Genomic DNA, 12,404 nt, shown 5'->3' on the forward strand with positions numbered 1-12,404 from the left:
CCCACAGCGAGGCGGTAGCAGTAGCACAGGAAGTCGTCCGGCAACTGCCCGGATGACCTTGTCACCTCTGCGAGCCGGACGAGGCCGGGCAGGTGCAGGACTGCGAGCCGTTCGAGGGCGACCCGGTGGTCGAGGCTTACATATCGCGTCGACAACCTGTGCCAAGAGGCCATATTTCCACGTCCCGCATCGCTACCAGCCAGAACGCGCCCTGACCGCACGAGATCCTGGTGGGTCGGCCACCCACAATCGGTTCGGCCGGTCCGCGGTGAAGACCCGTTCGACCAGATCCGGTGCCGGCGCTGCTCGTGGATCGGTTCGTGTCGAGGCGATGCGCCACCGATTCCGCGGGAACGTGCCCTGCAACTCGGCGCCACGCATCACCCGCTCCACTCTTTTGCGGCCGACCGAGATGCCGCGGCGGGCCGCTGCTCTCGACAAACCGCAGGATCACGTCCGGGCCTGGCCGAGCTCCGAGGCGAAATACGCACTCGCCGACCGCAGAATGTCGTTGACCGCTCCAGCTCGGCGAGCTGTTTCCGGAGCCGCTTGTTCTCCTCGGCCAGATCCGCCGCCGCTGGTTCCGGTCGCTGACCGGTATTGGGTCCGACTCCAAATACAGCCGGACCGCTCGGGCCTTCAACTCGTCCGGAATGATGTATCAATCTGGTCTCTGAAACAGGGAACGGTTCTTCCTCGGGTGAGGATCGAAACAGCGCTATGAGCCCGCACGATCCGGACGCCCCCGAAATTCGGGAGCCCTTCGACGGCCCCACCGCAGCACTCGGCGCGGAACACTAGTTGAAAATTCCTCGCAAATCGCCATCAATGCAGGCACGAGTGAACTCCATTACACGCAATGCCGGTTTATCCTGCCCGTCCAGTCGGTCGCGACCGTGGGCGGAGATAGGCCAAGATGTCATCGACCAAGTCGGTGGGATCGGCGTTACCTTTGCCGTCGGCGGCGAGGTGGCCGGCGGCGGCAAGGTCGGCGGCACCGTGGGCGAGGGCGCGGAGCAGGGCGGAGAGGCGAACGGGATCGCCGGTCGGGAGGTCCCCGGCGGCCTGAACTCGGGCGACGAGTTCGGTCAGCGCGGCCTGCGCGGCGTGGGCGGCCTCGGCGAGTTCGGGAGCATCGATACTCCAGCCGCCGAATACCAGCCGAAAGCGGGCCGGGTGTGTCACGGCCCAGGCGACGTAGGAATGCAGAACATCGCGCAGCGCATCGACCGAGGTCGATCGGGTGCAGGACAGCTCGGCGAGCTCGGCGGCCCGTTCGGTCAACTCGCGCGCGGCGATGGCAGCGAGCAATACCTCCTTGCTGGCGAAGTGCTTGTAGGGCGCGTTGTGCGATACTCCCGCGCCGATCCCGACCTCACGCAGCGTCACCGCCTCGGCGCCACCGCAGTCGAGCAGTCGGATCGCCGAATCGAGTAGCGCTGAGCGAGTGTTCGAGGTCATGCAGTGATAGTAGCGGGCAGTTGACGGCGTCAACCAACCCAGCTAGGTTGACGTTGTCAACTCAGGTCGGGTTCAATGGGAGCGAACATGGAGCACAACAGAACGGCGGTCGTGACCGGGGCGACCGGTGGTATCGGCGAAGCGATCACCCGCGCGCTCGCGGCCGAGGGGATGACGGTGATCATGGTCGGGCGCGACAGTGGGCGGATGGCCGCGGCGCGGCAGCGGATCCGCGTCGCGGTGCCGGCGGCCGACCTGCGTCCGGCCCTGGCCGACCTCTCACTGGTGTCAGATGTCCGTGCCCTCGCCGATGAACTGCGCGGCACACCATTGGATGTGGTGATCAGCAATGCGGCGGTAATCACCGATGTGGGTGATCGCACCGCCGAGGGCGTTCAGCGGATGCTCGCGACCAACCACCTTGCGCCCTACCTACTGCTGCGATCCTTGGGCGAATCGCTCGCCGCCGCCGGCAGGTCCGCCCGCTTCGTGGTGGTCGGCGGTGACCCGGACGGGCTACGCCGGACACCGGTGGATCTGGACGATCTCGGGGCGGAGAAAGTGCATACTCCCGGGCTGCCCTCGAGTTTTCGTCCCTTCCTCTCGTATGCGCGCACCAAGAACATGAACGCGATGTTCGTCTACGGCCTGGCCCGCCGGTTGGCGGGCACCGGCATCACTGTGAACGGCGTCCATCCCGGCGTCATACCGACCACCCGCCTCGGCGAGGGCTCCAACCGCGGCCTGCTGCGGTTCTATACGCGGCTGTTGCGGATGAATCCACGCAAGCCCGGTCCCGAGGTGGGCGCGGACACTCCGGTCTGGCTGGTCACCGCACCCGAAGTGTCCGGTGTCACCGGCGAGTTCTTCGTCAAACGCAAGTCGGTCCCCACTGCCGATCACACCACCGACACCGCACGCTGCGACCGGCTGTGGGAGGAGAGCGCGCGCCTGGTGCGACTCCCGGTCGGAGACCATTACCCACGGCCTCTCGACCGATAAGAGACCAGTTCAGTATGAGTTTCCAGAAGTAGATGATTCCAGCCGATACCCGTGCGAGTCACGTACAGGGTACCTTCCATCGCGCCGCGGTCATCAGAGCGATGACGACCCCGCTACCGGAAGCGTTTCTCCCACAGCGGAATCAGCGATTCCACCCCCTGGGCCACAACACATCGGTCACCACCTCATTACCGCACCGAGATTGCCGAACACGCTGCAGCGCAGCGCAAACTGTCCCCAAACCGCATTCGCGAACTGATTTCCAATACCGATGCCGCGGCCAGGCAGCTCGTCGGCGATGAATCGGTAGCCGAAAGCGGGTCGTCGGCATGGATGTCGAGAGCGGCGTGGATCAGATGCGTATCGTCCCGATCACGTTGCAAGACAAGGTATCCGTTCGATTTTTAGAACGCTCAGGTGGGGAGCCCGAGTGCCCGGCTGGTCACCGTGACAGGGATTGCGTCGGCGGCCAGGTCGAGGACCAGCGGGTAGCGGGTTTCGGGTCGACGTCACGCGAGATATAGGCGGGCGCGGCGCACGACCTCGGCTTCTTGTTCAACTGACAGGTCCGCTTACGCGCTTCGCGCAGCCCTGCCGACTCGTCGCGGGTGGCACCGGGCCGATGTCTGTCTTCGATGTCGGTTCATTCGAGCCGGTTCTTCACACAGTTCTGGGAGATTCCGAAAATCGGTCAACGAGATCTCGCCCCTGCGGGTACCCGCGACTACGTCGCGACGGAACGACGGCTCGATCGTGCGCCACTATTCCTCGGTCAACTCATGCCTACGCGCCACGGTTACACATCAAATCAAACCGGCACCTCGACCGCCCGAGCTTTGAGGACCCTCTCTAGGGAGTGTCCTCAAAGCCGTATGAGCAGGGTGGCCAGGTCGAGCATCCCGCGATAAGAGGTGGCGGTCTTGTCATAACGGGTGGCGATCGCTCGATACTGCTTGAGCCGGTTGAAACAGCGTTCGACCACGTTACGACGCCGATAGGCCACCGGATCGAACACCGGTGGCCGACCACCGGCACTGCCACGTCGACGCCGGTTGGCCTGCTGATCGACGCGTTCGGGGATCGTCGCAGCGATACCACGAGCACGCAGGTGAGCACGGATCGCGCGGGTGGAGTATCCCTTGTCGGCCAGGACCCGTCGCGGTCGCTTCCACGACTGGCCTCGGCTGGGTTTCGGCATCCAGATCCCGGCCAAGACCTGGGGTGAACATGGTGCAATCGTTGATGTTGCCCGCGGTCAGCAGCAGCGTGAGCGGCCGGCCGTGGCCATCGCACGCGAGATGGATTTTCGTAGTCGGACCGCCACGCGAACGTCCGATGGCATGATCAACTGGTTCGCTGTGCCCGCACCCGGATCCGTTGTCCCCCTGTGTGAACCACACGCGTTCGAGCACCGGCGGCGTGCTGATGAACACGCACGAGCGAGGAATCCACCGAGACTTCACGATCGAGTTCGTCGATCGCTTCGGCGATCACCTGCACCTGCGCTACGAGCATCGCCAGGGTGCCGTTGCGAGACCACCGCCAGAACCGGTTGTAGACCGTTTTCCACGGCCCGTACCGCTCGGGCAGCTCCCGCCACGCCACCCCGGTCTTGCCTTGTAGAGCATCGCGTTCAGGATCCGCCGGTCATCCACCCGCGGACGGCCTTTTGCCCCCGAGACCGGCAACAACGGCTCTATCGTGCGCCACTGGTCCTCGGTCAATTCATGCCTACGTGCCACGACCACACATCAAACCAAACCGGCACCTCAACCGCCCAGGCTTTGAGGACACTCTCTAGGGCCGCGTGCCGTCGAGAAGGAGGCGGATGCGGTCGCCGCGTTGGAAACCCACGCCGAACTCGAGCGGTTCACCGACATCGAGCAGCAACACCCGCTCATAACGGAACACCGGCGCCCCGGATTCGATTTCCATCTCTTGCGCGGTGATGTCATCGGCTCGCACGGCTTCCAGGACCATCGTGTTCTCGCGCAGCCTCCGGCCGATGAGGGACTCGAGGGTTCCGTAGTACTCGCCGCTGAGATCGGCCGCCGGGTCGGCGAGTGGTTCTGCCAGCGGCAGCTTGAGGTAGCTGGTGAACATCGACACGATCTGCCCCGAACCGGTGATCGTTTTGCGTCTCAGATACAGAATCGGCTCTTCGATCCCGACACCGAGCAGTTCGGCGACCATATCGGGAACCTTGATCACCCGGCGTTCGGCCACGATATGCACAATCGAGGAACCCGGGCCGCCGAGCCCTTTGAAACCGAAGTCTCGATGCGGGATCTTCTCGATGCCGACGAGTGTCCCGCTGCCCCGAAGCCGTTTGATCATGCCTTCGTCGCGCAGAATATCCAATGCTCGGCGCACAGTCGCACGGCTGGCACCGAAGACTCGTTGCAGTTCGTGCTCGCCGGGAAGCGGCCGGTCGGCGTAGTCACCACGGACGAGAGCCGTACGCAGCGCGTCACGCACGATCATCACATTGTCGGGTCCGGGTGCTCGACCCTCAGCCGCCCGGGGTACTTGCGACCGCGTTCCCATACCCGAGCTGTTCATCGCGTCATTCTCGCCAAGGCGTGTTGCGGCGATGTAAAGGAATCGGCCGTGCCGCCGCGTTGTGGCGAATCGATGCAGGTCGAGGCCATGAACAGGCGGCGAAACACGGCGTAACAGCTGAAGGTCGGCAGCGTTTCCTCGAGGAAACAAGACGTTTCTAGGTTCGGGACACCCGGTCGACATGGGCGTCGACCCAGTCATCTCATCCCAACCGGAGGCATCGCATGGCAATCTGGGATCCCTACATCACCGAGCGCGACCGTGAGGTCTACGCACTCAGTGGCTTCGGCGCGAATCGCGGCTTCGGCACGAAACCGGCAGTGCTGGTCATCGACGTCAACTACGACTTCGTCGGCCATGAGCGGCGGCCGATTCTCGAATCGGCGAAGACCTGGAGCCACAGCTGTGGTGAAGAGGGCTGGGACGGCGTCGAGGCGATCCGCCGGTTACTCGTCGGCGCGCGGGCTCACTCGCTACCGATCTTCTACTGCACGTCAGAGGTTCCCAGGGCCGACAAGCTCGGCAGAGGAATGTGGCGCAACAGCCGGCAAGGCGAAAAGCCGGAAGTGCCCGGATACTCCGGTAGCGATATCGTCGCCGAGATCGCGCCGCAGGAACGCGACATGGTGTTCCGCAAGAGCAAGCCCAGCGCCTTCTTCGGCACGGGACTGCTGCACTACCTGCTCGAACTGGGCGTCGACAACCTGATCGTGACCGGTACGACGACCTCGGGTTGCGTGCGGGCAAGTGTGCTGGACGCCTTCAATCACAACTTCAATGTCTCGGTGGTCGAGGAAGGCTGTTTCGATCGCGGCGAGGTCTCGCACGCCCTGAACCTTTTCGATATGAACGCGAAGTACGCCGATGTCGTCGGCCTCGAGGAGACCTTGGCCTACTTCGACAAGCTGCCCGCCGAAGTATTCCCCGGCCAGATCATGCCCGCGGTTCAGGACGTGGCATGACCGCGTTATCCGTCGAGGGGCTTTCGCGGCGCTTCGTGACGCCGTCGGGAGCCGAGGTCATCGCTCTGCACGACACCGATATCAGCATCCCGGCCGGCTCGTTCACCTCGATCATCGGTCCTTCGGGGTGTGGCAAGAGCACCCTGTTCAACCTGATCGCCGGGCTCGACCTGCCGACCGAAGGCCGGGTGATGCTGGGCGGGAAGGACCTCACCGGGCAGCAGGGCCATGTCGGTTACATGCTGCAGAAGGACCTGATGCTGCCGTGGCGCACGATCTTGCAGAACGTCGCGCTGGGACTGGAGGTCGCAGGGGTCGGCAAGTCCCGGCGGGAGAAACTCGCCCGCACGTTCCTGCGCCTCTACGGCCTCGGCGGCTTCGAGGACCGGTACCCCGGTGAACTGTCCGGCGGTATGCGGCAGCGGGCGGCGCTACTGCGCACGATCCTGTTCAACCGTGACGTGATCCTGCTGGACGAACCCTTCGGGGCGCTCGACGCACTGACCCGGGCACAGATGCAGGAATGGCTGCTGGACCTGTGGGACGACCTCGGCAAGACCGTCGTATTCGTGACACACGATATCGACGAGGCGATCTATCTGTCCGACACCGTCTACGTCATGTCGCCGCGCCCGGGCCGGGTCGTCGCTCGGCTCGAAGTCACCCTGGACCGTCCGCGTAAGCCGGCGATCGTCACCTCGCCGGAGTTCGGCGAGATCAAGCGAGTGGCGCTCGGCCATCTGGACCGGGCGCACGATCGCCACGAGGAGTTGGCGTCATGACAGCAACCGATCTCGGGCCGGGAAAGATCACCGACACCCACCCGGATGTACGCGAGGCCATCGCGGAGCTCGCCGCGATCGAGGGACGAACCGATTCCGTCCGCACCTATCGGCCCGAACACAAGATCGACTCCAGATTGATCATGGGGATCCGGCTGCTGGTGCTGGTGGCCCTGGTCGGTGGGTGGGAGGTCGCGGCGCGGACCGGGATCATCGATCCGTTCTTCTACTCGATGCCCTCGCAGATCTGGGAAACCGGGGTGACCGCCTTCACCGAGGGCACCATCGTCTCCGACACGATCTTCACCTTCACCGCTACGATCCTGGGCTTCGTCCTGGGGACCGTGGGCGGCGTGGCGATTGGCCTGTCGTTCTGGTGGTCGCGTCGATACGCGCTGGTGGCAGAACCTTTCGTGGTCGCCTTCGAGGCCATGCCGAAGCTGGCATTGGCTCCCGTCGTCGTCTTGATACTGGGCCTCGGTATGTCCTCGAAGATCGCGATGGCATGTGCCTTGGTGATCGTGATCCAGGCATTGAACACCTACTCGGGTGTGAAGTCGGTCGACAAGGACCTGACCCGGATGATCATGTCGCTGGGCGCGACCCGATGGCAGATCTTCAGCAAGGTTGTCGTGCCCACCACCCTGCCGTGGATCGTCTCCGGCCTGCGGGTCACGATCGGCCTGGCCCTCGCGGGCGCGATCGTCGGGGAGTACATCGGATCGACCCAAGGTGTCGGACGCCTGATCCAGTACGCGGGCTCGACCTACGAGATCTCGCTGATCTGGGTCGGCATTTTCGTGCTCGCCGCCCTGTCGATGGTGCTGTACGCGCTGGTCGGCTTCATCGAACGACGCTGGCTCGCTTCCCTGCACGCCACGCGGTGACCGGCTTCCGGCCACGTCCTCCCATGAGAAAGAGCAAGACATGAAGTTCTCCACCCTTCGCCGCCGAACCCGGTCGCTGGCCGTCGGCGCCTTGGCGGCCATGATGGTCGCTGCCCTGGCCGCCTGTTCCGGACCGGGTTCCGGAACAGGCGGAAGCGGCGGCAAACTGGTCATCGCCGAGCCGGCCCACAGCCTGGGGTACCTACCGTTGTACGTCGCGCGTCACGAAGGATTCTTCGACGAGGCAGGTCCCGGGGTGGAGATCATCACCTTGCAGGGCGGCGGCGCGCACACCAACGCGGTGCTCACCGGGCAGGCGTGGGCCTTCATCGGCGGCCCGGAGCACAACGCCTTCGCCGCGGCCCGCGGTGGCGGAACAGCCCTGAAATCCATCGTCAACGTGGTCAACCGCGGCAATGTGTACCTCGTGGCCGACAAGGGTCAGGACTACACGGGTGACCTGGCGTCCTTCCTCCGGGGTAAGAAGATCGCGACGGGGGCGGCCGGGGGTACGCCGCATTCGATAACGATGTATCTGCTGGCCCAGCACGGTCTGGAGAACGGCAAGGATGTGACGCTGATCGAGTCGGCCGACCCCAGCGCCGCGCTGGCAGCGATCCAGCGGGATCAAGCCGATATCGCCGTGACTTCCGAACCTGTTCTGGGACAGGGCATCACCCAGGGCATCTGGGGTGAGCCGTTCTACAACGTCCCGCTCGAACTCGGTCCGTACGCGTACTCCACCATCAATGTCCGCGAGCAATCCCTCACCGAGGATCCCGAAGCGGCGAAATCGTTCATCCGGGCACTCCGCAAGGGGTTGGAGCTGATCCAGCGCGACCCCGAGGCCGCCATCCGGATCGCCGAGGCGGAGTTCCCGACGATGGATAAGACCGTCCTCGTGGAGACCGTCGAGCGGGCCATCGCCGACGAACTGTGGGAGTGGACCGGCGCCATCACACCCGATTCGGTGGAGACGAATCTGTCGGTTGTCCGGGCCGCCGGGATCCTGGAGGACTCCGCGGATCCGGTCGGGTTCGACGATGTCGTGGATATCGGTCTCTGGGAAGAAGTGACGAACGAATGAGCCGGGGAGCGCCCGGGGCGGACAGCAGAGAAATCGCCCGCCTGCCCCGGCGACTCTCGCTCCGATCGCGCACTCGTCGCCCGGGCCGGCAGCCCGGAATCGTGCTGATCTGCTGTGTCGTCGCCGGATCACAGGCGACCTGGGGGCTGGTCATCCCTGTCCTGCCGATGCTGGTCGACGATCTGAGCGCCGGGACGACGGCCATGGGAGCGGCGGTCGCCGCGTTCGGGCTCGGCCGGCTGGTGATCAACATCCCGGCCGGTGCGGCCACGAACATCTTGAACCAGCGAGCGATGCTCGTGGCCGGAACCCTGCTGGTGGCCGTTTCGACGGGCGTGACGGGGTTCGTCGACTCGGTCGAACAGCTGCTCGCCCTGCGGTTCGCCACCGGGCTGGGCGGCGGGATCGTGATCACCACGGGGATGACGATGCTCAGCTCCACCGAACCGACTCGGCTGGGTGCCACGATGAGTACTCTGCAGACCTTTCAGATGGCCGGCGGAGCGCTCGGTCCCGCTATCGGCGGGCTCCTCGTGGGTAGAGGAACCGGAACACCGTTCATCGCCTGTGGTGTATTCCTCGGCCTGCTGGCGGTCGCGGGGATTTTCCTTCCGCTGCCGCAGTGGCGCCGGCAACGAACACAGGCCGCCACGGTGACCGAGCCGGGGGCGTCGGTGTGGACTCGTGGGCTGGTAGCCGTCTCGTTGGTCGGATTCACGGTGTTCCTGGTGCGGTTCGGAGGCCAGCAGTTCATGTTCCCGGTCCTGGCCTATGACCGTGCGAACATGTCGCCGGAACTCCTGGGCGGCGCCATCACCGGGGCCACGGTGTTCAGCCTGCTGCTGGTCCGCCGGGCCGGCAAGGTCACCGACCGGTGGGGGCCACGTCCCATGGTCATCATCTCGTCGGTGGCCGTGGGCGTCACGACACTCGGGTTCCTGGCCTCGACGACTCCGGTCCTGTTCATCGCGGCATTGGTCGCCACCTCCGCGGCCATGGTCCTCACCGGCCCGTCGACCGGCGCCTTCCTGGCTTCTTCGGTACCGCCGCGCAAGCGCGGCACCGCGGTCGGGATCTATCGCACCGCCGGTGACGTGGCGATCCTCATCGGTCCGCTCGCGCTCGGCACGCTCATCGAGCAGGGCCATACCACTGCGGCGATCTGCTTGCTGAGCCTGATCAGCGGCGCCGCTGCCGCCGTCTTCACGATTCTCACTCGATCCACGCCGCGCGACAACCGTGGTGGGGCCGACCATCAGTACCAAGGAGTAACACATGCCGGAGAAATTTGATCCGTTCGAAGCGACCATCGAGTCCATCGGCGCGGCCTACGCGGCCGGTACGACCACCTGCGTCGAACTGGCCGGGTACTACCTGGACCGGATCGCGAAGTTCGATCGCAACGGGCCCGAGATCAACTCCATCATCACGATCTCACCGACGGTCCTGGAAGACGCTGCCGAACTCGATCGAACCTACGCAGAGACCGGTCCCGTGGGTCCTCTGCACGGGGTCCCCGTGCTGGTCAAGGATCAGGTCGACGTGGTCGGCATGCCGACCACGCTCGGTTCGGTGCTGCTCCGGGACCACTACCCCGACAGCGACGGAGTCGTCGTGCGGAAGCTCAAGGAGGCCGGCGCTCTGATCCTGGCGAAGACGACGCTGGGCGAACTGGCCGGTGGCGATGCCCACGGGTCGTTGTTCGGCTCCACCCGCAACCCCTACGACCTCGAACGCACGCCAGGTGGATCCTCGGGCGGATCGGGTGCGGCCGTAGCGGCCAATTTCGGTGCGGTGTCGGTGGCACAGGAGGGCCTGGCATCGATCCGCCGCCCGGCGGCATGGAACAGCTGTGTCGGCATGCGACCGTCGCTGGGCCTGGTGAGCCGGACGGGCACCTACGGATGCTGGCCGAGCAAATCGGGTTCACTGGGGCCGATAACGCGAACCGTGACCGACGCCGCGGCGATCCTGGACACGCTGGCCGGGTTCGATCCCGAGGATCCCTCGACGGCATGGGGTGTCGGGCAGATGGAAGGCACCTTCGTATCGCATCTGGATGCGAACGCCCTGTCAGGTGCGCGTATCGGCATCATCCGCGAGGTCATCGGCCTGGGAAGTGATCCCGCCGCTACCGACTTCGCGCGCAGCCGGACCGTCTTCGACGCGGCCATCGGTGAACTGGCGAGCGCCGGAGCGCAAATCGTCGACCCCCTGACGATCGAGAACCTGCTGCCCTTGCTGGCCAAGCGCGCCTTCGACTCGGGCAAAGAAGCATTCGAGAGCTGGATGGGGCGCAACGCCAATCCTCCGTACCGCTCGCACGAGGATTTCGTCGCCGAAGAGCAGTACCGGAAAGCCATGTGGTTGCGCGGCGGCGGCCGGCCGTCTCCGTGGCAAGCGACCTACGAGGAGTATCTCGCGGCACGTGACGATCTACGGACCAACATGCTGGTGGCGATGGCCGAACACGAACTCGACGCGATCGTTCACATCACCGTGGAACATACGCCGACACTGATCACCGACGGCGTGAACGCACCGTATGTGAACATGAAGGGCGCGCCCCACATCAATACGTTCCTCTACGACGTACCGTCGATGACGGTACCGGCGGGCTTCACCGAAGACAGGCTGCCGGTGGGTATCACCTTCCTCGGACGTCCCTACAGCGACCAGAGAATCGTGTCGCTGGCGTACGCGTACGAACAGGCCACGGCGCACCGGGTCCCGCCTGCCTCGACGCCCGCCTGAGCCGGACGGTCCGCTTCCGGCGAATACGGCCGGCCGGAAGCGGGCGCGGCGGGGACTCGCAGCATGACCACCAACCTGACCACCCGCGGCGAAAGCGTTAACGGCGTGCGGTATTCGTGGCCGTGATGAACGCGATCCGAGCGGGTGCCGGTCCGCAGAATTCGCTCTCGATCCGGTCGGATTCACCGGCCTGCATCCGGTACAGGCTGTCACGCAGCCCCGGGTCGTCACCGTGGAACCCTCGGCCGCTATTTCGATCTCTTCACCGGCCCGGGTCATGATCCCCGTGGAGTCCTGCACCGGCTCGTGCACCACCTCGACTGGCGTGTACGCGCCGCACTCGCCGAATCGCTGCCCGGACGCCACAGCCTCGGCCCGCCACAGGCGGACGCTGTCATCGAGCAACTCGCCACTGACCACGACTACAAAGTGCGAGCCGGCCTCGCCCGGATCGTCAGCGCCCTCGACACTCCCAACGCCCACCGTGTCTTTCGCCGGCTCCGGCCACCCACGCAGGTCGCGAAGCTCGTGACCCGGATACAGCTGCTGAGCGGCGTCGCCACCCCCGATTCGCTTCCGGCTGGAAGCATCGGCCTCATAGGCCTGCTCAAGGAGATGCGATCAGAGTGGATCACGCTCCTATCCGAACTCGAGGAGTCTCTTGTCTCCTGCGGCGAACGCTCCACACACTGGCTCACGGCTCGGGAGGCCAGTGCGGTCCGGCGGCGACATGAGCCGGGAACCACGAGTATCCACGAATGATATCGACGCCGCCGCGGCAAACGCTCTGATGTTCCCCCCTCCAAGGAAGCGGGGGTGCCTCTCTATTTGTCAAGCTGCAGAAAAACACTCGGCGGTATGTCGATGTCTGCGGGTGTCGTCGGCGATCATGATCCGCCAGATGGTG

The 12,404-nt window shown here is 65.1% G+C and carries 11 protein-coding genes and 1 pseudogene; 8 read left to right on the top strand and 4 right to left on the bottom strand.

Annotated features, from left to right (window positions below; translation table 11 throughout):
• Positions 1-867 precede the first annotated feature (867 nt).
• On the bottom strand, positions 868-1,461 hold the full coding sequence (locus ACWEWT_RS37870; protein WP_452565728.1) for a TetR/AcrR family transcriptional regulator: 594 nt from the start codon (positions 1,459-1,461) through the stop codon (positions 868-870).
• An 87-nt stretch (positions 1,462-1,548) separates the two neighbouring features.
• Between ACWEWT_RS37870 and ACWEWT_RS37875 the strand changes: the two genes are divergently transcribed.
• On the top strand, positions 1,549-2,463 hold the full coding sequence (locus ACWEWT_RS37875; RefSeq protein WP_452565729.1) for an SDR family NAD(P)-dependent oxidoreductase: 915 nt from the start codon (positions 1,549-1,551) through the stop codon (positions 2,461-2,463).
• An 862-nt stretch (positions 2,464-3,325) separates the two neighbouring features.
• On the opposite strand, the gene ACWEWT_RS37880 is transcribed toward ACWEWT_RS37875, so the two are convergent.
• From ACWEWT_RS37880 to ACWEWT_RS37890, 3 genes and pseudogenes are all read right to left on the bottom strand, one after another.
• A complete protein-coding gene (locus tag ACWEWT_RS37880; protein WP_452565731.1) occupies positions 3,326-3,661 on the bottom strand; it encodes a transposase in 336 nt (111 codons plus the stop codon).
• Between the two features lie 146 nt (positions 3,662-3,807).
• A pseudogene (locus ACWEWT_RS37885) lies at positions 3,808-4,211 on the bottom strand (transposase).
• Positions 4,212-4,260: 49 nt separating this feature from the next.
• Positions 4,261-5,226: a GntR family transcriptional regulator gene (locus ACWEWT_RS37890; RefSeq protein WP_452565732.1), complete on the bottom strand. Its 966-nt coding sequence runs from the start codon at positions 5,224-5,226 to the stop codon at positions 4,261-4,263.
• A 23-nt stretch (positions 5,227-5,249) separates the two neighbouring features.
• Between ACWEWT_RS37890 and ACWEWT_RS37895 the strand changes: the two genes are divergently transcribed.
• From ACWEWT_RS37895 to ACWEWT_RS37925, 7 genes are all read left to right on the top strand, one after another.
• The gene (locus ACWEWT_RS37895; RefSeq protein ID WP_452565733.1) at positions 5,250-5,987 is read left to right on the top strand and encodes an isochorismatase family protein; all 738 of its coding nucleotides are present in this window, start codon (positions 5,250-5,252) and stop codon (positions 5,985-5,987) included.
• On the top strand, positions 5,984-6,769 hold the full coding sequence (locus ACWEWT_RS37900; RefSeq protein WP_452565734.1) for an ABC transporter ATP-binding protein: 786 nt from the start codon (positions 5,984-5,986) through the stop codon (positions 6,767-6,769). The genes ACWEWT_RS37895 and ACWEWT_RS37900 overlap by 4 nt, the downstream gene beginning before the upstream one ends.
• Positions 6,766-7,656 (top strand): ABC transporter permease, encoded by an 891-nt coding sequence (locus ACWEWT_RS37905; RefSeq protein ID WP_452565736.1) that lies wholly within the window; start codon positions 6,766-6,768, stop codon positions 7,654-7,656. The genes ACWEWT_RS37900 and ACWEWT_RS37905 overlap by 4 nt, the downstream gene beginning before the upstream one ends.
• A 40-nt stretch (positions 7,657-7,696) precedes the next feature.
• Positions 7,697-8,743, top strand: coding sequence for an ABC transporter substrate-binding protein (locus ACWEWT_RS37910; RefSeq protein WP_452565738.1), 1,047 nt, complete (start codon positions 7,697-7,699; stop codon positions 8,741-8,743).
• Positions 8,740-10,035, top strand: coding sequence for an MFS transporter (locus ACWEWT_RS37915; RefSeq protein ID WP_452565739.1), 1,296 nt, complete (start codon positions 8,740-8,742; stop codon positions 10,033-10,035). The genes ACWEWT_RS37910 and ACWEWT_RS37915 overlap by 4 nt, the downstream gene beginning before the upstream one ends.
• Positions 10,019-11,497: an amidase gene (locus ACWEWT_RS37920; protein WP_452565740.1), complete on the top strand. Its 1,479-nt coding sequence runs from the start codon at positions 10,019-10,021 to the stop codon at positions 11,495-11,497. Before ACWEWT_RS37915 ends, ACWEWT_RS37920 begins: the two co-directional genes overlap by 17 nt.
• A 306-nt stretch (positions 11,498-11,803) precedes the next feature.
• Complete coding sequence (locus ACWEWT_RS37925) at positions 11,804-12,259, top strand: hypothetical protein (RefSeq protein ID WP_452565741.1); 456 nt, start codon at positions 11,804-11,806, stop codon at positions 12,257-12,259.
• The last annotated feature ends 145 nt before the right edge of the window (positions 12,260-12,404 follow it).

The sequence above is a fragment of the Nocardia sp. NPDC003963 genome, assembly GCF_053605105.1.

Bases quoted from the DNA above. Each gene is read 5' to 3' on its own strand.
- ACWEWT_RS37900 (WP_452565734.1), top strand. From the start codon at position 5,984: ATGACCGCGTTATCCGTCGAGGGGCTTTCGCGGCGCTTCGTGACGCCG.
- ACWEWT_RS37915 (WP_452565739.1), top strand. From the start codon at position 8,740: ATGAGCCGGGGAGCGCCCGGGGCGGACAGCAGAGAAATCGCCCGCCTG.
- ACWEWT_RS37870 (WP_452565728.1), bottom strand. From the start codon at position 1,461: ATGACCTCGAACACTCGCTCAGCGCTACTCGATTCGGCGATCCGACTG.
- ACWEWT_RS37895 (WP_452565733.1), top strand. From the start codon at position 5,250: ATGGCAATCTGGGATCCCTACATCACCGAGCGCGACCGTGAGGTCTAC.
- ACWEWT_RS37880 (WP_452565731.1), bottom strand. From the start codon at position 3,661: ATGCCGAAACCCAGCCGAGGCCAGTCGTGGAAGCGACCGCGACGGGTC.
- ACWEWT_RS37920 (WP_452565740.1), top strand. From the start codon at position 10,019: ATGCCGGAGAAATTTGATCCGTTCGAAGCGACCATCGAGTCCATCGGC.
- ACWEWT_RS37910 (WP_452565738.1), top strand. From the start codon at position 7,697: ATGAAGTTCTCCACCCTTCGCCGCCGAACCCGGTCGCTGGCCGTCGGC.
- ACWEWT_RS37875 (WP_452565729.1), top strand. From the start codon at position 1,549: ATGGAGCACAACAGAACGGCGGTCGTGACCGGGGCGACCGGTGGTATC.
- ACWEWT_RS37905 (WP_452565736.1), top strand. From the start codon at position 6,766: ATGACAGCAACCGATCTCGGGCCGGGAAAGATCACCGACACCCACCCG.
- ACWEWT_RS37890 (WP_452565732.1), bottom strand. From the start codon at position 5,226: ATGACTGGGTCGACGCCCATGTCGACCGGGTGTCCCGAACCTAGAAAC.